The following is a 23,820-nucleotide window of genomic DNA, read 5'->3' as shown; positions in this document are numbered from 1 at the left end:
GTATATAATCTACCACACTCTTGTTATTTACTCATCGTTGTTTAAAATGAGTGATCTTGTTTGCTTTATCCCCCCTCTTTTCCGTATATAACACCTCTTTAATTATCCATTCTAAATCCAACCAAGAGACGAATAGGAATTACATGTCCACCAATCTCAATAAGCTTGAAAATCGCCTGTGGGAAGTTGCCAATAACCTTCGGGCCAACTCCACGCTCAGTTCCTTTGAATACTCTACGCCTGTACTGGGACTCATCTTCCTTCGCTACGCCTGGCATCGCTTTAAGCCACTCCACGAAAAGAAAGAAAAAGAGAGCAGCAGTCGCGTGACTATTGGCCCCGAGCACTACAAGGCCGAAGGCGTGATGTACCTGCCCGAAGAGGCGCGATACGATTACCTGCTGCAGCTTCCCGAAAGCGAAGATATCGGACAGAAAGTAAACGAGGCGATGGAAGCCATTGAGCAGGAGAATAGGGAACTGGCCGGCGTGCTGCCGAAGGAGTACAAGCGGTTTGACGATTCCATGCTTAAAGACCTGCTCAAGAACTTTTCTAATGTGGGCACCGACGTAGAGGGGGATGTCTTCGGACAAATTTACGAGTATTTCCTCGGGCAGTTTGCCATGAACGAGGGTCAAAAGGGCGGAGAGTTCTTTACGCCCACCTCCATTGTAAAGCTGATTGTAGAAGTGCTGGAACCTTACGGCGGCAAAATTCTAGACCCGGCCTGTGGTTCGGGCGGTATGTTTGTGCAGTCGGAGAAATTTCGCCAGCGTCACCGAGACCAAGCCCAGCAGAATCTCTCTATCTATGGACAGGAGAATAAGGAAAACACCGTCCGCCTTTGCAAGATGAACTTGGCGGTTCACGGACTGGAAGGCGACATTAAGACCGGCAATACCTACTACGAGAATCTGCACGACTGCGTGGGACGCTTTGACTACGTGATGGCTAATCCACCCTTTAACGTGAGCGGGGTGGACAAGGAAGCCATCGAGGGCGACCCGCGCTACCCGTTTGGCATCCCCAGCACCGATAATGCCAACTACCTGTGGATGCAGGAGTTTTACAGCGCTCTTAACAACCGAGGAAGAGCCGGATTCGTAATGGCTAACTCCGCCGCCGATGCCCGCCACAGCGAGCAGGAGATCCGCAAGCAGATGATCGAAGAGGGAGTGGTGGATGTGATTATCTCCATCGGCTCCAACTTCTTTTATACGGTGACCTTGCCCTGTACGCTCTGGTTCTTTGACAAGAGTAAGCAAGGCACCGATCGAGAAAACGAAGTGCTGTTTATTGACGCCCGCAATATCTACCGGCAGATCGACCGCGCCCACCGGGACTTTACGCCCGACCAGATTGAGTTTATTTCAAGCATCGTGAGACGCTACCGCAACGAAGAGGAAGTGCACTTTGAGGTCGCTGCTGAACCGGATACCGACTACGAGGCTAACGGTTCGGCCGTCACCCAGCCGGATGAAATGGAGGACTTATTTGATGATGGAGAGTACCAGGATATTCCCGGACTCTGTAAAGTGGCTACGGTAGAGGAAATTGAAGAGCAGGGCTGGAGCCTGAACCCGGGACGATACGTAGGCGTGGCCGAGCGGGAAGAGGATGATGTGGATTTTCAGGTACGATTGCAGGAATTGTATGAGGAGCTGGAATTATTGAATGTGGAATCTAAAGACTTAGAGAAATCCATTTCTGATAATATTTCAAATATTTTAAATAGATAATTCATGTCGAGTAGAGAATATAGAATAGGAGAACTTGCCAGTTTGAAATATGGGAAGATGGTTCCTGATGATTTAAAAACTGAGCAAGGATACCCTGTATTTAGTGGGTATGGAATAACTGGAAGTGCAAAGGAGTATCTTTACAAAGAAGAAAAGTTAGTAGTGGTTGCAAGGGGAGTTGGAGGTACCGGTGATGTTAAAATTTCTCCACCAAAGAGTTGGATTACCAACCTTTCGATTGTTTTAGATGTTGATGAGCAGCTTGTCGATAAAAATTATTTAAAACACTATCTAAATCTGGAAAACCTAAAGGATAAGCTGAATACAGGGTCGGCACAATCGCAGATTACCATCAGTTCCTTAGAGCCTTATAAGGTTTTTCTACCTGATCTTACACATCAAAAGAATGTATCAGGTGTCATTAAAGAATTTGACAACTTAATCGAAAACAACACCCACCGCATTGAGATCCTGGAGGAGATGGGGCGACGGATCTACCGCGAGTGGTTTATGCACTTCCGCTATCCCGGTCACGAGGATGATGAGCTGGTGGATTCGGGTACCGAGCTGGGTGATATTCCTGAGGGGTGGGAGGTGAAAGAATTAAGTGACGTGGTAAAAATTAACCCGGAAAATATTTCTACGGATTATAAAGGAGAAATTGAATACATAAACATTTCGGGAGTCAATGAAGGAAGTATTGATGAGACTGAAATTCATGATTTTAAGGATGCGCCAAGCCGAGCTAAAAGAAAAGTAGATCATGGAGATATAATTTGGTCAAGTGTACGCCCAAATTTGAAATCGTATGCTTTAGTATTAAATCCACCAACTAACCAAATAGCTTCGACTGGCTTTGGTGTGATTCGACCTAAGAAACTGCCAGCTTCATTTATATACAATTATTCCACAACGGAGTATTTTGTTCAATATTTAGTCAATCACACCAGAGGATCTGCATATCCAGCAGTTAATGTTAGTGATTTTAAGAACGCTCCGATTTTAGTACCTGACGAGCAATTGGCAGAAAGGTTTGATGAGATTACATGGAGTAATTATCTGCAAATAGATAAGCTGAGCAGGAAGAATAAAAAGCTTAAAGAAACAAGAGATTTACTGTTGCCGAAGCTTATTTCGGGGAAGATTGATGTGGACGATTTGTATCAACTTGGGAATCAGGAGAATGTTGACTACTCTGACATGGAAAAGGGAAATTTCTGAGTCCGTTTTATAAGTGTATTGTTAGTTCAAACAGAACCACGATTAACGTATACTCACTAAAAACAAATAAACAACACATAACTATGGATGAAAGCACAGTTAGTCTCTTCAATCAGATGAAAGAAGAGTGGGAAAAGTTAGAAGAAAACCACGCAGACTTCGATCAAAAGGATAATAAAGCTGCTGGTCGCAGAGCCAGGAAAGCGGCCAATAACTTGAAGAAGTTGTTGACCCCCTACAAGAAAGCTTCTGTAGACGAAGCCAAAGAAATGTAGGGATAAGATGAAGTAAGAGTGTGAAAAGGGATGCGGGTTATTCCGTATCCCCTTTCTCGTTAGTCTTAAAAGTATGGTTGGAACTTCGGGAGGACAAAGAGTGAGAATAGGTACGGTTAATGAATTTTAAATACCCTTCCCACCCAAAAACCTCTTTGAAGGAAGTTAATACCAGAGTATCGCTTTAAATATGGAGAGATTACAAAACCCATTTTCATTGTATGACTTTTTGGGATACTTGATACCAGGCGCAACTGGTATTTATATTTTTCTATTTATGATAGCGCCAGAAAAAACTACTTGGTCAGGTTTTTTCGACTATTATAGTTTAGATAGAACGGCAGTTTATATTCCTTTGATTATATCAAGCTATATAATGGGTCATATTATTAGTTTTCTGAGTTCCGTAACAGTTGAGAAGTATTCGGTTTGGTCATTGGGTTACCCTTCAAAATACTTGCTTGGTATCGATACAAAAGGATATTGGGGATCCATTAAAAAGGAATCAAAGAGTGAGTTTGAGAAAGTTATCAGGTCGATATTTCGTGTGGCAATGGGAGTTTTTTTAGCTCCAATTGCTGTCTTTGATTCTTTGTTGGGATGGTTGTTTTATGGGAGGTTTTTGTATGCGCGTGAACTAGATGATTTTACTAAAAATACGATCATTAGTTATTTGGATAACAACTTTGAACAGGTCTCGGATATCAGGAATCCAGATGAAACTGGTGATGTCAATGACCAAAACTTTTTCAAAGTTATATATCATTATTGTTTAGAAAGAGTAAAGTATCAACAGAACAAATTCCAAAACTATAACGCCCTATACGGGTTCTTAAGAGCTTTGTCTTTTTTATTTGTAGTGATCTTTTGGAGCATGATTTTTTCAGGAGTAGTATTAGACTACATATTTCTATTATCATTTGTCGTGGTAGCTTCAATCGTATGTTATATGGGTTATAATAAATTTTCTCGACGATTTACCCTTGAAGTATTAATGGCCTTTATTTCTATCCAAAAAGAAAAAACCTCAGATTCCTTTGCAACAGTTGAAGATACGTCCAGATTTAGTGAGTGGGTTTATACTCAAGAATCTTAACTTTCATTTTGAGCAAATACTTTCAGGAGAATAAGGCAAGTAATAGGCTTTAATTTATACTTCACAATTTAGAGCAAAATATTTTGTTATTTTAACACTGTTATGCCTACAGCTCGCGTAAATATCAATCCCGAAACGATTTCGTTCGCTCGTGAACGTGCTGGGTATCCTATAGGCAGAATTGCCGAAAAAATGCGGGTAAAAGAAGAGCAGTGGGCACAATGGGAACAGGGAGAAAAAAAACCCACCACTAATCAGCTGATAAAGCTGGCAAAATATTTAGACCGGACACCTGCCTTTTTCTATTTAGAGGATCTGCCTGACGAGGAACAGCCATTATCTGAATTTCGCACCATCAATAATCAGCTTCTGTTGGAGGCAAGTCCCAAGCTTATAAAGGCTATTCGGGAAGCTAAGCGAAACCGGGAGATTATTCTCGAGCTTTATAAAAATCAGGGAAAAAAGCTGGAAAAAATTCCATCTATAAACCCCGATGACAGTGATATATTATCTTTAGCAAAGGAAATTAGAAGTTGGTTAGACGTTCCCCTGGATGATCAAAAGCGTTGGTCCGGTTCATCTACTGCGCTCACGCGTTGGAAAGAAGTGTTGGAAAATAAGGATATATATGTTGTACAGTATCCGTATGTAGAGGTATCAGAATCTCGTGGTTTTGCTTTGGCAGAGTCAGTACTCCCTATCATTGGTATTAACTCTAAAGATTCATCAAATGCCCGGATTTTTACGCTTATCCATGAACTAATTCATGTACTATTGCGGGATTCGGTAATGATCAATGATGAGTTAACCGAGTATTTCCCCAATGGACAGCGTAATATCGAGCAGTTTTGTAACCGTTTGGCCGCAGAAATCTTAGTTCCATCTAATGATTTGAGACAAGCCTTTGATGCTGAGACTGAGCCGGTCAAGGAAATTAAAGGCCTTAGCCGTACATACGGCGTGTCCACATACGTAGTTCTCATTCGGTTAAAAACGGAGAAATTGATCAGTAAGCAGGTTTATGAAGGGTTGCTGTCGGAAGTTTCCTTCTATGGACAATCGCGTCGAAGTGATGGCGGTGATCCATATTATACCCGTATCGTTCAAAAGGGGCGGCTGTTTATGCGCACTGCATTTGAGAGTTATTTTCAAGAGCAGATTACTCTCGGTGAGTTAGCGAATATTACGGGCTGGAAAGTTCCGAATCTCAATGAGTTGGCTGCAAAAACGTTCGGGTGGCCGGAGGAGGGTAGCTACGTTTGAGGTATTCGCTGGATTCAGACGCTATTATACAGGCCTGGATAGATTATCCTATAGAATTTTTCCCCAAGGTATGGGAAAGCCTGCATCAATTAGCTATAGCTGAGGTGGTTGGAATAGCGCCTGTAATTTATGAGGAGTTGGAAAAAGGTGGTGACGAATTATTTGATTGGGTTAAAGAACGAAAAGATGACTTTGTAGCTGAAAACAGCGACGAATTACAAGAAGCAGTTGCCTATTTGGTAAATCACTATAAAAACTTCGGGTTAACTACAGGTAAAAATGAAGGTGATCCGTATGTAGTTGCTTTGGCAATGGTTGAGGAATGTGTTGTGGTGACTAATGAATCAATGACGAATGATTTAAATGGACCAAAAGTACCGGATGTCTGTCGGGAAGAAGGAATAGCTTGGGCAAAGTTTGTAGATATTATTAGAAATGAAGAATTAGACGTTGGATAATTGGCTTAAGGGAAAAGTATCATCATGAGCAAATACACCGAAGATCACGCAGTAGAAAAACCGGCTATAGATCTCTTTGAGGAGCTGGGATGGGAAACGATTAATGCCTATGAAGAGATATTAGCTACCGAAAATGACGATGGTACATTAGGGCGACAGACTCGTGATCAGGTCGTATTACAATCGCGACTTCGGGCCAAGCTGGAGGAGTTCAATCCCGAGGTGCCCAAGGATCAAATTGAGGAAGCAGTTAGAAAGCTGTCGCGGGATCGCTCGTCCATGCACGAGGTCCGTGCCAACAAACAAATCTATGAGCTTATGCGCGACGGGGTAGACCTGGAGTACCGTGATGAAGACGGCTCACTCATCCGTAAAACCTTGAAGGTTATCGACTGGCAGGAGCCCGAAAACAACGATCACCTGCTGGTTTACCAGCTCTGGGTGCACGGCGATTATGGCAATAAGCGTCCCGATTTAGTGGCTTTCGTCAATGGCTTGCCGGTCATTCTATTTGAGCTCAAAAGAGGCAGTCGAAGCGTCAAAGACGCCTACCAGTATAATATTAGCGATTACAAAGATACGATTCCCCAGCTGTTCTGGTACAACCAGGTGATTATCCTCTCCAACGGGGCCGATACCAAAGTAGGTACCATCACCTCACCATGGGAATTCTACGGGGAGTGGAAAAAGATCAGCGATGAAGACGAGCCGGGACTGGTCAGCCTGCAAACGGCCATTTACGGGATCTGCCAAAAAGAGCGGCTGTCAGATCTGATGGAGCACTTTATCCTCTTTGAAAGTGCGAAGTCCAACCCCAAGAAACTGTTTGCGCGCAACCACCAGTATTTAGGCGTGAATAATGCTATTGAAGCTGTTAAGCATATCGGGGAAAACGAAGGGAAACTGGGGGTATTCTGGCATACGCAGGGCAGTGGCAAGAGCTTTTCGATGGTCTTTTTGACGCGCAAGATTATGCGCGAGCTGGCCGGGGACTGGAAATTTGTCATAATAACGGATCGCACGGATCTCGATGATCAGATCTATTCCAACTTTGCTTCCGTAGGTGCGGTCACCGAGCCCGAAGAGGACATCCGGGCCGATAGCAAGGAAGAGCTCAAGCAGCTGCTCAGCGAGAATCATCGCTACGTTTTTACCCTTATTCACAAGTTCCATGACCGTGATGGTGAGGAGTTCCCGGTGCTCAGCACCGACGACGATATTATCGTGATCACCGACGAGGCCCACCGCACCCAGTACGATAAGCTGGCCATGAACATGCGTAAGGCGCTGCCCAATGCGGCTTTCTTGGGCTTTACCGGCACGCCGCTCATAAAGGGTCAGGATGAGAAGACCCGGGAAGTCTTTGGCGATTACGTCAGCGTCTATGATTTTCAGCAATCCATTGAGGATGGGGCCACGGTTCCGCTCTATTATGAGAATCGTATCCCAGAACTGCAGCTCACCAATGAAAATATTAACGAAGAGCTGGAAGAACTGCTCGACGAGGCGATGCTCAACGAAGCGCAGGAAGAGAAGCTGGAGCGCGAATTTCGTCAGGAGTATCACCTCATCACAAGAAAAGATCGCCTTGAGGCTATCGCCGCAGATATGGTACAGCACTTCCTGGATCGGGGCTACATGGGCAAGGGTATGATGATCTGTATTGATCGCTTTACGACCGTACGCATGTATGATCTGGTGCAGGAGGAGTGGGAAAAGGAACAGCAGCGCCTAAAAAAAGAGCTGGAGTCTGCCAATACAGACATGGAACGGGACAGGCTGCTGGAGCGGCTCAACTACATGAAAGAAACCGACATGGCCGTGGTGATCTCCAAGTCCCAGAATGAGATCCAAGAGTTTGAAGAGGAAGGGTTGGATATTCGCCCCCACCGCAAGCGGAAGGAGAAAGAGAATTTAGAAGAACAATTTAAAGATCCCGAGGATGACTTGCGGCTGGTCTTTGTCTGCGCCATGTGGATTACCGGCTTTGATGCACCGAGCCTGTCGACCCTCTACCTCGACAAGCCGATGAAGAATCATACCCTGATGCAGACCATCGCTCGGGCCAACCGGGTGCACGGCGATAAGAATAATGGTTTGATTGTGGATTACGTGGGTGTCTTTCGCAACTTGCAAAAAGCCCTGGCGACCTATGCGACCGGGCACGAGCCCGAAGATCCTGAGGCCAAGAATCCGGTGAAGGATAAGGAAGAGCTGGTGAATCAGCTACGGGAAGCCATAGCCGAAGCCCGTGCGTTTTGTGAGCAGCAGGACGTGGATTTAGACAAGATTATTGAGGCTGAAGGAGCGGATATTACGAAGTACCAGGATGAATTTGCCCAGGCCATCGTTGATTACGAAGAATTGGGAGATGCAGTGGATGATGCCGTGGAAGAAGTACTCATCAATGAGGAGAAAAAGAAAGAGTTTGTTACCCATGCCAATGTGGTGAATAAACTATATAAAGCTATCCTGCCTGACCCTGAGGCCGAGGAGTTTCTGCCGGTTCGATCAGCACTAAAGGCCATTAAAGATCGCATCAAGATACTGGGTCCGGAAGAGAATGATGATATTTCGGATATCCGCAAACAAATTGAGGATAAGCTGGACGAGGATATTGTTAGCGAGCCTTACCAGATTGACGGAGATAATGATCTGGTGGATATTGGGAAGATTGATTTTGAGAAGCTCAAAGAGCGCTTTGCCAAAAAGAAGCATAAGCGTGTAGCCCTGCAGAAGATGAAGACCAAGATTGAGAACCAGATTCAGAAAATGGTCGAGCAGAACCGCACGCGCATGGACTTCAAGGAGCGCTTCGAGGAGATGATCGAGAAATACAATAACTACAGCATCAATTTGGACGTGCAGTTCGAAGAGTTCTTGAAGCTGCAGCAGGATCTGAACGAAGAGCGTGAGCGCAGTGCCAAAGAAAACATGAGCGAAGAAGAGTTGGCCCTGTATGATCTAATAACGCAGCGCGAAAAAATTGATTTGAAAGAGAGTGAACGAAAAGAGATCAAAGAAGGCATATCAGAGCTTATCGAGAAGCTGAAACAAGAAAAGCTGGTCATGGATTGGACCAAACAGCAGCAGCGTATTGCTGATGTGAAGGTGACTATCGAAACAGAGCTGGACAACGTGCTACCTGACCAGTACGACCGTCAGCTCTTTGCCCAGACCTGTAATGAGGTGTTTGATCACGTGTATCAGTCGTATTGACTGATTGGTCGGTTATTTTTTGCTTCTGTCTTACTCTATTTCTTTCTGAAAGAAATGATGAAATGGAATGCAATAAAAATAGAGCGAAGGGGAAGATTTCTCAGGTCGCGCACAAAAAAGCTGTTACTTTAGAAAAATTTTGAATGGTCGCTTTTTCTAATTCTTAATTTTACGGCCAATTCTTTGCCAAAAAAGTCTTTTTGCAAAGAAATTATTTTGAAAAAATGTAGAATTCTTCGATCAGTTTTATATTGAAAATAATATTGGAGTCTTAGTAAAAACTGTGCTGATAAGTTCGTATCGAGTTATACCGTATAACGGGTAATACAGTATAACCGGTAATACTGTATTATGTATATTACTAAGGTTATTAATATTAGTAATATTATTAAGGATATGAGGTGAAAAATAGACGTATTGTATAATTTGCTTTACTGAAATCTCCTGAATAGCTTGAAGTGAACTACACTGAAAAGTGCTATGTAATGAATTAAGTCGAAAGGCTAATTTCATAAAACTCAAAATTAATTAAAGGTAGTGAAACGATGAATACTAAAAATTTAAATAGGCTTGTAGATAATTATGCAAAAGGAGAATTTAGTTATTTTAAAAGAAGAAAAAGCTGAAAGTTTAATTGAACAGACTGTTAAACAGGCTTTAGAAAAGGCGTTGCCCTCCATAATACGTCGTTCTAAATTGCCGAAATATATTCGAACTTCAGATCCCTGTAAGCTTGCCCATTGGAGCCCGGCAAAATGCCAATATCTTAGGGACGAGAAGTCTATCCGGTTCATCCAGCACGGAAAATCCATTATATATCCTACCGAATGTGTAAGCTTCCCTGAAAGTTGACCGTTTGAAAGTAGAGAAAATTCACTACTTTCTATCATGAAAAAATCACGTTTTAGCGAATCCCAAATCATCTCGATCCTCAACAAACAAGAACAAGGGCTAAAAGTGGGAGCCATTTGCCGGGAGCATGGGATAGGTGGCCGGTGGCCGAAGTTTTTTAAGTTGGACCAACGGATATACGGTGAATAGATTTGGGAGGGATAGTAAGACCGCCAAGAGGTGGAATTCCCATAAATTAATTTTATTTCCAATCGTTAAGCACCTATATTACAGCATACCGAACCTGAAAAAATGCCATTATGGAACTCACAATCGACAAAAAACGGATTCAAAAAGCCATAGATGAGTTACCCGAGGACGCAACCATCGAAGATGCGCTGTATGAACTTTATGTGCTTCACCAGGTCAGTAAATCACTAAAGGATGTTGACCAAGGCCGGACGCTTTCGCATGAAGAAATGAAGCAAGAATTTTTGAAATAATGGTGATTAAATGGACGATTAATGCACAGGAAAATATTCGATCAATAAGAGATTACCTGGAAGGCGAAAAAGTCCATCAAGACACGATAAGCGAGGTTATTGGGGATATTATTAATGTCCCGGCACGTTTAAAAGAGCATCCTAAATCAGGCCGCAAACTTCCGGAACTTGATCAGGAAAACTTTCGGGAAATATTTCATAACAAATATCGCATTATCTACTTTCTTCCCGAGGAAACCCCGGAGATCATTTATATCCTGAACGTGATTCATGGAAGACAAAATATCCAACCCTTCCTATCCCACATTTGGCAACGGTTTCTGAATTAATTGTTACGCTACTTACTTGGAGCCGGGTTCTCCCTGCACCGGCGTACTGGCCGTGATCGGGGCTATTCCCGGGAAAATTTCTCGATGCCCGAAAACCCGCTTTAAAATTTCGATTATAGTGCTTCAAATTTGAAGATGGTAGCAAGTCGGCTGTTTTGGGTGCTTTTATTGCCGAGGTGGTTATGGCGCCTGGCCGTGAAATTTAAGGGATAGATCGCTCGTATTTTTTCGAGTCATTTTTAAGCTGGTCAATATCATAGATTTGTTGGCCTTCTTGGTCGTTGTAGGCCTTAGCTTGCTCGATCAGTCCCTGGCAAATCTGTTCGGCTTCTTGCAAAGTAGCTGTTAAATCCTGCTGAATGTACTCGATGTCTTTTGGGCCTTATCTGACCATACAACCGGATAGCTGTTTACAGCCATTCTTCATAGCTTTTACGTACCTCTTGGTGGGGCGTAGTTCGACCGGATTTAGAATCATCCAGTCCTCTATCAATCCCCGCTTTTTCAGCATCGGAAATTTCATCCCACCAGTCTTTACCTTCCGTCTCTTCCTTAAGCATCTTCAAATTTTGTAACATAGCTTGGTCTTCAAGCTGGTTAATCCAGTCGATCAACTCTTTTTCATTTGTTGTTGCAGCACCCATAACAACTTTCTCCAACAATTAACATTTCTATAAATATAACGTAAAAAAGAACAATCGTATATCTAACAGGTTTTCAGAAGCAACCAAGCAAAGAAAATGACAATCAAACCTGTACCAATTATTCATATAGTTCTTTAGGTCGTAACTGGTGTTATTTTTTTATCTAGATCCGGATCGCTTTCGTCCTGGGCTTTTTCCAGCTTGTATCGAGATTGTAGCCGAAGCCACATCTCCGGGCTTGTCCTAAGGGCCAACCCAAAACGGATAGCCGTATCACCGGTTATTCCTCGTTTGCCATTAACGATTTGATTAATCCGGTTGGCCGGGACATCAATTTTTCGGGCAAATGCTCGTTGGGAGATTCCTATTGGATCCAAAAACTCTTCTTTAAGAATTTCCCCAAGATGGGTTGGTGGTATAAATTGATGAGAACTCATAGTAGTATTAATCATAAATATCTTTACGATGCCCCGCTCGAACAACCACAATTTCAAGTTCCTTATCCTTGATTTGATAGATTACCCGGTAGTCACCGGTTCGGAGCCGACGGTAATTGCTAAGCTCTCCACGTAATTGCCGGCTATTTTGGGGTCTAGGATCCCGCAGTAAGTCCTCGGCAGCATCAATAATTTGGCGTTGGACATCCTGGTCTAATTTTTTGACTTCTTTGTATGCTTTATTCGTGAATAAAAGGTTAAAAGAATTAGACATTTATAATTCATCATTGTATCCCTAATTGGGACTTTACCTCATCAAGGGATTTCAAAGGCTTATCACCTTGTTCCTGCCAAGCTTCTTGAATTGCTTTCTTATCCAGCTGATGTTCCAGTTTCTCAAGAAACTCTAAATCATCAACCGATATTAACGCAGCAACTGGTTTGCCGTGCCGAGTAATAGTAACTCTTTCGTGCCCATATGCTACGCGATTGATGTTGTCGGCAAACTCCTTTCGGGCTTGGTTCGTGTTAATTTGTTCAGTAGCCATAACGATGCTTGTTTATCCGGTTTTAGGGTGAAATCCGGTAAAAGGTCATCCGACCTTGTCGGATCGCACCCTTCCTTGAAGTAGTGCATACTTAATATAGTACTTTAGTACAAAATGTACAAAGTGTAATTATTGTACATAAATAACATATTTATCCACAGCAGAAGTACCCAAATGGATAGAAATTATCACCGCATAGACGGTATATCTTTTACCTAACCCGCTGACAGACAATTAATTATCCTCGTATGACTACCATTTTAGCGTAGTCAGGGTATCCACGCAGTATCGGTCGCAAAGTTTATTTATTAATAACTGTAAGAAGTTATCAACGCATAAACTCTACATTAAGTAAACGCTTAAACGGTCGTACAACCTATATCAGAAAACCGGCAGGCCCTTCCAGGTCTCGAGGGTTCGAATCCCTCTCTCTCTCTCTCTAACATTGGCTTTTCGGGGTACAAATCAATGGTTCTGACCACCTCATTCTCGCTTTTTCCTACGGCTTAAGAAGTGTTGTTCAACTTCTTGCTGGCTCACTTTTTTATTTTGTTTTAGGCTATTGTCTACTTTCCAAAGCACCATAAGAGCGTCCAAGGCATCTCTGGTCGTTGCATCGGCGGAAAGCTGATCGACTGCACTAACAATATGTGCTTTAGTTATTTTCATCATTTTTGGCCTTCCACCCTTCTTTACGTTTTTTAAATTCTTCCATTTCCTTTTTCAACTTCTCTCGGTCAATCAATCCTTTTTCGTTGGTGTAGGTCTCGGAGAACTGTTTTGATAATTTCCGTTTCAATTTTAGGGCATCAAAATCTTTATTTGGTTTCCTATCCATGATAAACCTTTTTGACGGTTTTCTATTCCGTGCTGTCGCTATTGCTCGATTCTTGTAGGTTCTGTTTTATCTCATCTTCGGCTTTTTTAAACTTTTCATAGTCAAAGGAGCCATCCACATCAAAATACTTCTTAGAAAATTTCTTAGACAATTTTCGTTTTAATGCCAAAGCATCAACATCTTTATTTTCCTGCTTACTCATAATAAATCATTTATGAACGATTTTCTTTTTTACCTTTTTGGTATAATTCTCGCAACTCCTTCAAATGTTGCTCAAATTCTTCCTGGGAAATCATTTTTGTTGTTCCAGCTTTTATCTCTTTTTCTCTGCGCTTTATTTCATCAACCCATTCCTGTTCAATCTCCGGGTCTGGTTCAAGGGTCCGGGCTAGTATGCTGCTAATAATATCAATCTGCCACTCATATGGCAGATTTAATATATCTTCGATGTATTCCTGTTTGGTTATGTTCTCAGTGATCTATTATTATTTATTTCCACAATTTTTAAGGTTTTTATTTCTTTCGTCACTTGGTTGTACGGATCCTTCTAAATGCCCTCTTTTTCAGCAACGGCAAGGGCCTTCTAACGTTAACTATAGTTATGTTCTGTATTTTAGTTTTCTATTGGTATTTATTTAAATATACTAAAAACCGGCTTTCATATTTGGCTTCTAAGACGCTCAGATTACGAAAAATGTGCTTTTGCCTTTTTCAATAATTGTGCTTAGTCTCGCAGTTAAATAATTCACAGCTAAGAATCTGTTTATAATGGGTCTAACAACATGTCCTGATTGCCAAAAGGAAATTTCTGAACTTGCTGAATCCTGCCCACATTGTGGTAGGCCGATGAAACAAAATTATGTAAATGATCCACCTAAGAGCAAAGATCCCATAAAAAACTTTGTGGGTGGTAGTAATGAAGGGTGTTTTCTTAAAACGTTGAATACTGGTTGTCTCTTATTCTTTGGCTTAATTGCTTTTTTACTACTTACGGGAATATTGAGCGCAATATTTGGTTGACTGTAATCAACACATATTGCAAATATTAATAAATAGGTTGATATGTTTCGTACAGAAAATAGCTTAATACTTTAACCGAATAATTCACTTCTTTTCTTTGTCAGTCTATCTCCATTAATTCTTCCAATGTAATCTCTGGTAGTTTGGATATTAGAATGCTTTCTAGCTTCTTGTATTTCTGTTAGACTCCATCCCTGTTCATCAGCTAAATGAGTAAAGGTGTGTACGGCTACGTGAGTGGTGAGGTGTTTTTGAAGGTGTGGTCTTAGTTCTGCTTCCGAAGCGATATTCTTAAGTTGTTCATTTGCAACTTTATTTGCGCTGTCAATTGCTTCCCGAATAGTGATTTTGTCATACTTTACATTAGCTTCAAGTATGGGAAAGACAAATTTTCCGTTTGGCTTCTCTTTTAGCTTTTCCAGTATTTTTAAAGATGGTTTGGGGAGTTCTAATACTTTGACTTTACTGTTTTTAAGCATTCGGTATTTAAGTGTACCCTCATGAATATATTCCCATCTACAGTTGCAAACATCCTGGAAGCGCATTCCATCATTATACATGGCAAATAAGAAGGCTTGTTGGTAGATCCATTTTAATGACCAGGGTTCGAGATCAACATTTTTAAATGCTTTCACCTCGTCCCAGTCCATTTTTGTAACATCAGGTTTTTCCCATTTTAGTTTATATCCTAAAAGAAAGGGGTTATCATCGTGCTTGATGATTTTATCTTGTATTGCAGTATTTAATACAGCTCTTATTTTCCCCAATTCTTTAGAGCGGGTGTTTTGAGCATTTTCTTTTACTTCCTCAAGCCACAGCTCAAACTTTCTTAAAAAACGGGTGTCAATATCATTGAATCTTAGGTCTGGCCCATGGAACGCCTCGAGTTTATTAATGAGTACCTTGTATTTCCTCTTTTTCCAATAGCCAAAAGTGGGGAGTAGTTCTCTCGTATAATCAATAAACTTAGGGCTATCGATACCCTTAATTTTTTTCTTGATTGATTTAGAGGACTCTTCACCTTCGTATTTAAGTTCATTGGCTTTGACTCGTGCATCAGTGATGAATTCATCCAACTTGTTATTATAAACTTCCCATTTGGAATGCGTGGCTCTTACTCGTTCTTTTGATTCATTCCAATGCCTTGGTAAAATGCTAATACCGGTGCTGACATAACGGGGATTTCTGTTTTTAGTAATTCTTAGATAAATAGGTACTTCGCCATTATTCTTTTTTCGATATTTCCAAAGGATAAACTTGAATGTAGTCATATACTATTTGATGATTTATTTGCTGTGATGCTAAAACATTTTGCTAAAACAATTCACCAAGTAGATATGATAATCTCAGTCACTAAACAAGGTTTGCAGCCCCTAAAGGCCGAATTTAGTGTCTATTGAATGATGGGATTCACTGAATTAGATATCATAAATTCCGGCCGGTCCCACGCAAAGCCCTGCAACTCCTTGAGTTGCAGGGCTTTAGTATTTTATGGTAAAACCATTATACAGGTAGTGTGAGGTTCGACTTCTTGGACGTCTGGTGGTGCCTTATCTTGGTCTGTCCGGCGTTATGGGGAAGACATACTGTGAGTACTTTTGAAGTACTCATGCTTTCTTACCGTTGCTTTTAAAAAAAATGTAACAAATGAATTATTAAATACTCTTGACAATACTTGAGCGATAAAACTAATAGCTATAATCAATTGGAGAGCCTTTTTAACCTCATCAGGAATTAATTCTTTTACCCATGAGTAACTATACTTTTAGTGGGTTGATAAGAGGTGATTACACAGATTCTTCCTCAATTAATCCTAAATATGCGTTTATTATTTGCTATAAGCTTATGTTTTGCCTGCGCGACAAGTCAGGCGCAAACGGTTGATTCAAAAGTGGGATTGCAGACTATGTACATGCCACAATTTAAGGTTCAGGAAGCTTCTGACAGTAATGTCCAGGCTTTCGGTATACGCTGGATGTTCTCAGATTACGATGCTCTTCCTCTGGATTTTGGTTTCCAGGCTTCTACAGGAAATGGCGATGTGGCGCATCTTTCACTTGGGTTTAACCTGGCCTATCTGCTTGCTGAGTTGTCCAGTCATGATCTTAAATTAGGCTTGGGTTTAAACAAAATTGACCTAAAGGATTATGAAGCTAACAAAGAGGAGTTTGGTCCTCATGTTGGGGATGTAAGTTTTGCAAGCTGGGGAACCGAATTTAAACCCTACATAGAATGGGAGTGGATGTTTTCCCGTTTTAGTTCTCTTTTTCTGCAAGCCAGCTATCACATCATCAATGGAGAAAAGACAGTGGTAACATCGGTTGAGCCTATAGGTGATCCTCTTGGAAGGAACCGCGTAACGGAACGGGATGAGTCCTTCTTTTACTCCGCTTCTGGGTTTGATGTAGGAGTTGGAATCAGCATTATTTTCTAAGTCTTTAAGGCTTGTTTACTAAGTAATTTAATTTGTAACAACCACCCGTTCTTATACTCTTTCATTTAGAGATGCATTAAAATTATAATCATACGAGGGAATAAATATGGGTACTAAAAATATGCATCATGTATCAAATGATCGATGGAAGGAGTTAAATTATTTGGCTGATCATCGTTGACACTCATATCAGAAAATCTTGCCTTTTTCATGTATATGATCATGATGGTGGTGGGACAACAACGATCGATATTAGTTCCGAAATTGAAGTGACTGATGGAACTACTGTAAATATTAATTCTGAATATGAAGTATCAGAGAAGAGGGACAATGTTGGAAAGATATTCTTTGATAGAGATGTCTTTTTAAACCAAAATACAGATAGCGGTATCAACGGCATAAAGAATGGTTACAGGATATATGGATTTAATAATTTCAAGGCAACCACTCCCCACCAAATAATAAACTTAAATTAATTTTATTACAGAATGTTAAATATTAACAACCATAAAACAGCTCCTTACAAGTATGGAGCTGTTTTATCCGTATTTTTATTCTTCGTTACTATTAGTTGTTTTTCTCAAACAAGTTCAAATGACAACCCTAATTCGAACCTATCCGCTACTGTTAAAATGGGAGGGATATCACCTTCTGTTGGTATTACCTATCACTTTTCCGATAAAAGTAAAATCCGGGGATTAGGATTCTTTACCATAAACACCTCTTCAAGTATAGGTGACCAATATTTATTGGACTTTAGCTATATCCATAATTTCAGCAATTCCAATACCTTCAACCCATACTGGGGACTCAATTTAAACCTTCAATTCAATGACTTATTGATTGGTCCAGGAGTTTTAGTTGGCTCCTCATACAATATTGATGATAGATTTAGCATTTTTGGTGAGGCTGGTATTAATACATTTATTGCTGAAAACAGCAATACTACCATTATAAACTTATTTAATACTGGTGTGGGCATAAGTGTTAGGTTATAAAGGTAATAATAAAAATGATAGAAGGGTCGGTTTTACCGTCCCTTCTTTTTAAATAACTTTTTATAGTCATTCACACGGAGTTGGTTGTAGAGCCAACGCTGAAAGTCCCTATGTTAGAAAAGTTGGTAGTTCCCCAAGTATTATGGGGCTTCGAATTCCCATTCTTTTAGCTGTTAATCAAGTTCTTTCTGGTAAATCATTTCTATTTCCTCATTTTCAAGTTGCAAGCTTCCCAGATGGCTTCTTTGACCTAAGCCTGTTCAAATTTTGAGTATATTTTTTTCCAGTTTAACGCTTTCCCAAACTCTTCACCGAGGTAAGTACGTCCAACATGCGTATTAGCGGTCGGTCCTATTCAAAAAGCGTTGCAGTTTCTAATGGCTGTAAGCACTTTTTATTTCTACTTGCTATTTTGCCGCTAAAATAAACGATGAAAATTTGGCAACAAGCTTTAAATTACACCAGAAGCGAGTCATAAATTTTATTACTTGGAGTGTAAGATTTTTTTAATTAACTTTATTAAAGAAATTTAATGTTGGTTAGGGTATTTTAAGATATAAATTGAAATCGGGTTATTATGGAAGAAGTTCAAAAGGGTAGAGTACTTATTGTTGAAGATGATATGTTGCTTTCGATGGTAGAGGAGCGGCTTATTAAGCGATTGGGTTATGAAGTTGTCGGAAAAGTCACAAAAGGGGTTGATGCGATCGAAAAGGAAGAAGAGCTTAATCCCGATATTATTGTGATGGATATTTCTTTGAAGGGAGATATGGATGGTATTGAAACGATGGAGATTATTCGTAAAAAGTCCGATGTGTCGGTCATTTATTTATCCGGAAGCGGGGATCGTTATTCGTTGGAACGAGCTAAGAAAACCGGCTTTACTGATTTTCTTACTAAACCCGTTACTGGCGGCGACTTGAAGGGGCCACTCAATTCAGCGATGAATGAAAATGATGATCAGGTATTGAAGTCTGCTTAATCAGTGAGGTTAAGAAGTATTCTGCCCACTTGTTGCCCGTTTAAAATCCGATCGATTTCACTACCCAACTCTTCCAAAGAGCATTCTCTGCTTAATTGCTCTATGCTTTCTGGTTTCCACTCATTAGCTAATTTCTGCCATAATTCCTTTCTCAATTCCATTTCGCAATTTCCGCTGTCCATCCCTGCCAAATGAACACCTCTTAAGATAAAAGGATAAACATTGGTATGGAGTTCATGCCCTAATACATTACCGCAGCAGGCAACAGTGCCATTATGTTTTGTTTGGCGTAATGTGGTGTCTAACATGATGCCGCCCACAGTATCGATAGCTCCGGCCCATTTGCTGCTCAACAGGGGACGAGAGGTTTCATCCTGTACTTCATTCCGATGGATAACTTTTGAGGCACCTACATCAAGCAGAAAGTTTTTTTGATCCATTTTTCCGGTGGCTGCTGTTACGCTATATCCCAGCTTAGACAGGATGGCAACAGCCATCACCCCTACGCCTCCGGTGGCACCGGTTACTAAAACATCACCGCTTTCTGGGTTAACATTATTGTGCTGTAGATGGTGTATGCCAATAGCAGCTGTAAAACCGGCTGTTCCGATAATCATGCTTTCCCGAAGGGATAAATCTTGTGGTAGCGGGACAATCCAGTTGGCAGGTACCCGAATATATTGGCCAAATCCTCCATATGTATTCTGTCCCAGATCGTAACTGGTCACAATGACTTTGTCACCGGATGAAAACTGAGGATTACTGCTTTTGGCGACAGTACCCGCAGCATCAATTCCCGGGACATGCGGATAGTTTTTTGTGACTCCCTTATTGCCGGTTGAAGATAGGGCATCCTTGTAGTTTAGGGATGAATAATGGACTTCAATCAATACTTTGTTGTCAGGTAATTTTTCAATAGGCCATTGCTTGACCGAGCGTTCAAAAGACCCATCCGATTGTTCTTCAACGACCAATGCTTTGAAAGTACTCATAGAAATTTAGTTAGCTTTTTTAGCCACTTTAGGTTTCCTTTGTAGGGCGGATATCGAAGTGGAATATCCAGCCAGTTGCTTTTCTTCATGATGCTTTTAGAATGCGTAAAGGTATCAAAACTTGTTTTGCCATGATACCCGCCAAAACCGCTATTGCCAATTCCCCCAAAAGGAAGTTCAGTATTCCCCAGATGTGCAACTGTGTCATTGATGCATCCACCGCCAAATTGAAGGTTCCGCATAACCTTTTTCTGATTGTTTTTATCAGTCGAGAAAAGGTAAAGGGCCAGTGGTTTTGATTTGTTTTGCAGTGTTGAAATGATTTCATCCAAATAATCAAAAGGCAATATGGGAAGAATAGGTCCAAAAATTTCTTCCTGCATGACAGGGTCATCCCAGCTAACTTGGGTCATAATGGTAGGTTCGATGTACCGGGATTCAGCATCGGTATTCCCGCCGTAAAATACTTTATTGGGATTGATGAGATTAGTAAGTCGACTGAAATGTTTGTCGTTTATGATGCGCGCAAAGTCATCACTTTGGCTGGGATCATCCCCATAAAAGCCCCGAATTTCTTTTTGAATCAGGCGGCAGAGTTGCATATGCATAGAGGCATGAACATACACATAATCTGGACTTACACAGGTTTGTCCGGCATTGATAAATTTACCCCAGGCAATTCGTTTGGCCGCCAGTGATAAGTCAGCAGATGTATCAACGATAGCAGGGGACTTTCCTCCAAGCTCAAGCGTGAGAGGTGTCAGCTGATCAGCAGCTAATTTCATAATGATTTTGCCCACGTGGGTACTCCCGGTAAAGAAGATATAATCCAACGGCTCGGAAAGGAGCGATTGAGTTGTTTTTGCATCACCCTCTACCGCATGAAAAAAGCCGGAATCAAAGTTGTTGTTGATTAGTTTGGCAAGTAGTTCGGAGGTATGCGGTGCATTCTCGGATGGTTTGAGGATAACGGTGTTTCCGGACGCGATTGCACCTACAGCAGGATTAAGTGCCAGCTGAACGGGATAGTTCCAGGGAGCAATAACAAGAACAACACCGTAGGGTTGGGGCTTGATATAACTCTTTGAGGGGAAGTTGAGAAAAGAACTTTTTACCTTTTTGGTTTTGGCCCAATGATCGATATTGGCAAGTAGATGATCGATTTCCTGATAAAGGACGAGAAGTTCAGTTGCAAAGGATTCAAACAGTGGTTTTTGGAAGTCTTCGGCCAATGCAGTATAAATTTCATCCTCATTTTCTGTTAAGATGTTTCTTAGTTTTTGCAACTGTTTCTTGCGGAAAGAAATATCCAGCGTTTTACCTGAATAAAAAAATTGTTGCTGCTTTTTAACTACTTGTTTCATTCTGGCCAATGATATATTTATGTTCTTCCTTTAAATGTATCCATGGAGTGATAAACTTGAAACAGGCGCCCGGCAACAAAGTCAAATATTCTGGTGGGAAGAATACCTTTTAAAAAGGGAAGAATCTTAACCATAAAGGGCTCCCGAAGGTGTATTTTATCCTTTTGAATTGCGTAAATAATCTTTTTTGATATTTCTTCTGCATCTAATAATGGCGTAAGTACCGGTGGACTCACGCCCTCGAAAAGTCCGGTATTGATATAGCTGGGTTCTACCGTAGTAACATTGATGTTAGCATTGGATTCGAGTTCTAAGCGCAGTGATTCTGACCACCCGATAACACCCCATTTGCTGCCGGCATAGACCGACATTCCGGGATTGGCCATGCGCCCGGCTGCCGAAGCAATATTAACAATGTGTCCTTGCCCCCTATTGATCATTGATTCTAAAAAAGTGCGGGTAGTATGCATGGTACCAAGTAGATTAATTCGGATAAGCTTATCAATATCACCATTTGAATGATCACTAAAGTCCCCGCCCACTACCGTACCGGCATTATTAATCAGGATGTCAACATGATGATGTTCAGCCAATACTTGTTCGGCTGACTGATAAATTTGATCAGGATCAGAAATATCAACCTTATAGGTGAATATCCGTTCCGAATAATCAGAAAGTGATGCCAGACTCTCGGAGATATTATCCTCATTAATATCCCAGATAATCAATTTCTTGGCATCGTGTTTTAAAGCTTCTCTCCCCATGAGAAACCCAATGCCGCCTGCGCCGCCTGTTATTAAAATGTGCTTGTTTTTAAAAGTGCTCATAGACAAATTGTGTGCTTGAAAGAAGTATAGTTATAAATGTATAAGAAGGATAAAAAATATTTTTCTCTGTAAATTAATTTATTGGATTAACAACGTATGGCTGACGAAACCTACGATAAGTTACAAGACCGGATTGAGCGATTAGAGAGCCGCGTAGAGGAGTTGGAGAATGAGATAAAACAAGTAGAGGGAGATAAAATATCATCAAAACAGCAAGAGAAATCACCGGTTCAAAGTAAAGAGGAGAGGCGTTGGAATGTTTTACAGTCGGGAGAAGAGTGGTTAAATAAGGTTGGTATTGCCTTATTACTCATTGGTATGGTATTTCTTTTCAAGTATTCGATTGACCAGGGGTGGCTTGTTCCCGAAGTTCGCAGTGCTGTGGGATTGATTGCCGGAATGCTTCTTTTGGGATTTGGTCTAAGGATGGATAAGAGGTTAAATCCGTTTCGGCAAATGGTGATGGGAGCAGGAATCGCCGCTTTCTATATCACAGGTTTTGCAACATTTCAGCTATTTTCGTTTATGCCCGCCACTATCGTATGGGTGTTTATGATCTCGGTAACACTGCTGTCGTTTCTGTTGTCCCTGCAGCAGGATGAAGCGGTACTTGCAGTCGTGGGTATGCTTGGAGCGTTGGGAACACCGTTTATGCTTTTTTCGGGGGATGGAGAGGTAGTTGATCTCATGCTTTATTTTGCAATGGTTATCGGACCTTCATCAGTACTCTATATCAAAAAGGAATGGCAATCTCTGCTATGGAGTATCGCAGTCGGCGGAATGCTGGTGCTTGCCGCTGCAGTGATAACGAATCTTGGTATTGAGGAGGTGACCTTTTTTGAACAATGGATCATGTTCGGCGGAGTAATGGTCTGGGCCGGGGTAAGTTGGTTGATTCCGGTTTTTAAAAATGTGCAAGATCGGCGCAGCTTACAGATAGACAGTGATTCTGATAATATTGTTGGAAGCTCAACTCACATTTGGACGCTGTGCGTTCCGGTTATTGGGTTATTGTTCAGTATAGGGATCTTTGAGTGGACTACGGATCAATCCGGTCTGGCCTCGATGGTTATGGCCGTACTGGGTGGTGGCGGGCTTTATCTCGTTCTAAAGCATTATAAGCTGCCGGGATTGGCTTTCACCCATGCTTTCTTGGGGTTTGTATTGGCCACGGCAGGCCTATTTATGATTCTGGAAGGGAATGTCCTTTTTGCAGTGCTTGTGGTTGAACTAATAGCTCTCCGCTACTTGGCATATCAAACGGGCGATAAAAAGATAAGCGTTGGGTCACACCTGTTGTTCGGGATTACAGTATGGTGGCTTATAAACCGGTTAGAGTATAGCGAGGCGGCTTCCTATTTGTTGAATCTTTCCATGCTTTTAGAGTTAACGCTTATTTTAGCAGGCGGGTTATGGATTCCACAATACCTTCGAAAAAAGAATATTCGAAATATCTATCACGTATTGTCGCACCTGCTGTTGCTTTACTGGCTATATCAGAAATTAATTCCATTCGAAAACGGTCAGGCGTGGGTCAGCCTTGTTTGGGGACTCTATGCTATTTTGCTGATTGTTTTGGGACTTTGGCGTTTTGGGAAACAAGTACGGATGGCCGGTCTTCTCACGATGTTGGTAGTAGTCATTAAATTGTTTTTGATTGACTTGGCTCAGCTACAGGCCATCTGGCGCATTCTTTTGTTTATGGGATTTGGATCTGTTTTACTTCTTGTAGGATATCTGATCCAATCAAAGGTTTTAGAGAAAAGCAGCTGATTACAGCTTAGCAATCATGAAAAAAAGTA

General features: G+C 41.3%; 26 protein-coding genes and 1 pseudogene. 14 read left to right on the top strand and 13 right to left on the bottom strand.

The genetic code is table 11. The features are described 5' to 3' along the window. Positions 1-143: 143 nt before the first annotated feature. From CK503_RS03175 to CK503_RS03130, 10 genes and pseudogenes are all read left to right on the top strand, one after another. Positions 144-1,739: a type I restriction-modification system subunit M gene (locus tag CK503_RS03175; protein ID WP_095605343.1), complete on the top strand. Its 1,596-nt coding sequence runs from the start codon at positions 144-146 to the stop codon at positions 1,737-1,739. Between the two features lie 3 nt (positions 1,740-1,742). Continuing rightward, positions 1,743-2,960, top strand: a complete 1,218-nt coding sequence (locus CK503_RS03170; protein WP_095605342.1) for a restriction endonuclease subunit S — start codon at positions 1,743-1,745, stop codon at positions 2,958-2,960. An 83-nt stretch (positions 2,961-3,043) separates the two neighbouring features. After that, positions 3,044-3,235, top strand: coding sequence for a histone H1 (locus CK503_RS03165; protein WP_095605341.1), 192 nt, complete (start codon positions 3,044-3,046; stop codon positions 3,233-3,235). A gap of 190 nt (positions 3,236-3,425) precedes the next feature. Beyond that, entirely contained in the window at positions 3,426-4,331 is a 906-nt protein-coding gene (locus CK503_RS03160) for a hypothetical protein (RefSeq protein WP_095605340.1), read from the top strand. Positions 4,332-4,433: 102 nt separating this feature from the next. Then, entirely contained in the window at positions 4,434-5,594 is a 1,161-nt protein-coding gene (locus CK503_RS03155; RefSeq protein WP_095605339.1) for a helix-turn-helix domain-containing protein, read from the top strand. Next, positions 5,591-6,052 (top strand): DUF4411 family protein, encoded by a 462-nt coding sequence (locus CK503_RS03150; protein WP_095605338.1) that lies wholly within the window; start codon positions 5,591-5,593, stop codon positions 6,050-6,052. The genes CK503_RS03155 and CK503_RS03150 overlap by 4 nt, the downstream gene beginning before the upstream one ends. A 24-nt stretch (positions 6,053-6,076) precedes the next feature. After that, on the top strand, positions 6,077-9,271 hold the full coding sequence (locus tag CK503_RS03145) for a type I restriction endonuclease subunit R (protein ID WP_095605337.1): 3,195 nt from the start codon (positions 6,077-6,079) through the stop codon (positions 9,269-9,271). Positions 9,272-10,159: 888 nt separating this feature from the next. Continuing rightward, positions 10,160-10,258: pseudogene (locus CK503_RS16315) on the top strand (transposase); the annotation flags it as partial. A gap of 164 nt (positions 10,259-10,422) precedes the next feature. Then, positions 10,423-10,605, top strand: coding sequence for a hypothetical protein (locus tag CK503_RS03135; RefSeq protein WP_095605335.1), 183 nt, complete (start codon positions 10,423-10,425; stop codon positions 10,603-10,605). Then, complete coding sequence (locus tag CK503_RS03130) at positions 10,605-10,934, top strand: type II toxin-antitoxin system RelE/ParE family toxin (RefSeq protein WP_095605334.1); 330 nt, start codon at positions 10,605-10,607, stop codon at positions 10,932-10,934. Before CK503_RS03135 ends, CK503_RS03130 begins: the two co-directional genes overlap by 1 nt. Positions 10,935-11,136: 202 nt before the next feature. Here CK503_RS03130 and CK503_RS16310 read toward each other — a convergent pair whose 3' ends face one another. The 10 genes from CK503_RS16310 to CK503_RS03080 all read right to left on the bottom strand — a co-directional run bounded on the left by CK503_RS16310 (position 11,137) and on the right by CK503_RS03080 (position 15,692). After that, positions 11,137-11,271, bottom strand: coding sequence for a hypothetical protein (locus CK503_RS16310; protein WP_255233320.1), 135 nt, complete (start codon positions 11,269-11,271; stop codon positions 11,137-11,139). A 73-nt stretch (positions 11,272-11,344) separates the two neighbouring features. Then, a complete protein-coding gene (locus CK503_RS03125) occupies positions 11,345-11,593 on the bottom strand; it encodes a hypothetical protein (protein WP_141239871.1) in 249 nt (82 codons plus the stop codon). A 119-nt stretch (positions 11,594-11,712) separates the two neighbouring features. After that, a complete protein-coding gene (locus CK503_RS03120) occupies positions 11,713-12,030 on the bottom strand; it encodes a HigA family addiction module antitoxin (RefSeq protein WP_217988319.1) in 318 nt (105 codons plus the stop codon). Beyond that, positions 12,023-12,289: a type II toxin-antitoxin system RelE family toxin gene (locus CK503_RS03115; RefSeq protein WP_095605332.1), complete on the bottom strand. Its 267-nt coding sequence runs from the start codon at positions 12,287-12,289 to the stop codon at positions 12,023-12,025. The genes CK503_RS03120 and CK503_RS03115 overlap by 8 nt, the downstream gene beginning before the upstream one ends. 10 nt (positions 12,290-12,299) lie before the next feature. Then, the gene (locus tag CK503_RS03110; RefSeq protein ID WP_095605331.1) at positions 12,300-12,563 is read right to left on the bottom strand and encodes a type II toxin-antitoxin system Phd/YefM family antitoxin; all 264 of its coding nucleotides are present in this window, start codon (positions 12,561-12,563) and stop codon (positions 12,300-12,302) included. A gap of 483 nt (positions 12,564-13,046) precedes the next feature. Further along, positions 13,047-13,235 carry a hypothetical protein gene (locus CK503_RS03105; RefSeq protein ID WP_141239870.1) on the bottom strand — a complete coding sequence of 63 codons (189 nt, stop codon included), beginning with the start codon at positions 13,233-13,235 and terminating at the stop codon, positions 13,047-13,049. Beyond that, positions 13,219-13,401: a hypothetical protein gene (locus CK503_RS03100; protein WP_095605329.1), complete on the bottom strand. Its 183-nt coding sequence runs from the start codon at positions 13,399-13,401 to the stop codon at positions 13,219-13,221. Before CK503_RS03100 ends, CK503_RS03105 begins: the two co-directional genes overlap by 17 nt. A gap of 22 nt (positions 13,402-13,423) precedes the next feature. After that, positions 13,424-13,603: a hypothetical protein gene (locus CK503_RS03095; protein ID WP_095605328.1), complete on the bottom strand. Its 180-nt coding sequence runs from the start codon at positions 13,601-13,603 to the stop codon at positions 13,424-13,426. A gap of 10 nt (positions 13,604-13,613) precedes the next feature. After that, positions 13,614-13,805, bottom strand: a complete 192-nt coding sequence (locus tag CK503_RS16385; protein ID WP_350354258.1) for an addiction module protein — start codon at positions 13,803-13,805, stop codon at positions 13,614-13,616. 687 nt (positions 13,806-14,492) lie between these two features. Beyond that, positions 14,493-15,692 (bottom strand): site-specific integrase, encoded by a 1,200-nt coding sequence (locus tag CK503_RS03080; RefSeq protein ID WP_095605325.1) that lies wholly within the window; start codon positions 15,690-15,692, stop codon positions 14,493-14,495. Between the two features lie 548 nt (positions 15,693-16,240). Here CK503_RS03080 and CK503_RS03075 point away from each other — a divergent pair. From CK503_RS03075 to CK503_RS03060, 3 genes are all read left to right on the top strand, one after another. Continuing rightward, positions 16,241-16,855, top strand: coding sequence for a hypothetical protein (locus tag CK503_RS03075; RefSeq protein ID WP_095605324.1), 615 nt, complete (start codon positions 16,241-16,243; stop codon positions 16,853-16,855). A gap of 488 nt (positions 16,856-17,343) precedes the next feature. After that, positions 17,344-17,853, top strand: coding sequence for a hypothetical protein (locus tag CK503_RS03065; protein WP_095605322.1), 510 nt, complete (start codon positions 17,344-17,346; stop codon positions 17,851-17,853). Between the two features lie 577 nt (positions 17,854-18,430). Beyond that, the gene (locus CK503_RS03060; RefSeq protein WP_095605321.1) at positions 18,431-18,835 is read left to right on the top strand and encodes a response regulator; all 405 of its coding nucleotides are present in this window, start codon (positions 18,431-18,433) and stop codon (positions 18,833-18,835) included. Here CK503_RS03060 and CK503_RS03055 read toward each other — a convergent pair. From CK503_RS03055 to CK503_RS03045, 3 genes are read right to left on the bottom strand one after another with little or no spacing between them, the layout of a single operon-like run. Further along, positions 18,832-19,833: a YhdH/YhfP family quinone oxidoreductase gene (locus CK503_RS03055; protein WP_095605320.1), complete on the bottom strand. Its 1,002-nt coding sequence runs from the start codon at positions 19,831-19,833 to the stop codon at positions 18,832-18,834. The two genes, CK503_RS03060 and CK503_RS03055, sit on opposite strands and share 4 nt — an antisense overlap. Beyond that, complete coding sequence (locus tag CK503_RS03050) at positions 19,824-21,191, bottom strand: aldehyde dehydrogenase (protein ID WP_095605319.1); 1,368 nt, start codon at positions 21,189-21,191, stop codon at positions 19,824-19,826. Before CK503_RS03050 ends, CK503_RS03055 begins: the two co-directional genes overlap by 10 nt. Before the next feature lie 17 nt (positions 21,192-21,208). Further along, entirely contained in the window at positions 21,209-22,018 is an 810-nt protein-coding gene (locus tag CK503_RS03045) for an SDR family oxidoreductase (RefSeq protein ID WP_095605318.1), read from the bottom strand. A gap of 96 nt (positions 22,019-22,114) precedes the next feature. Between CK503_RS03045 and CK503_RS03040 the strand changes: the two genes are divergently transcribed. Continuing rightward, positions 22,115-23,791 (top strand): DUF2339 domain-containing protein, encoded by a 1,677-nt coding sequence (locus CK503_RS03040; protein ID WP_095605317.1) that lies wholly within the window; start codon positions 22,115-22,117, stop codon positions 23,789-23,791. Positions 23,792-23,820: the final 29 nt, after the last annotated feature.

The organism is Fodinibius salipaludis, assembly GCF_002287075.1.
Classification (GTDB): domain Bacteria; phylum Bacteroidota; class Rhodothermia; order Balneolales; family Balneolaceae; genus Fodinibius; species Fodinibius salipaludis.
This window is presented reverse-complemented; position numbering and strand designations above follow the sequence as displayed.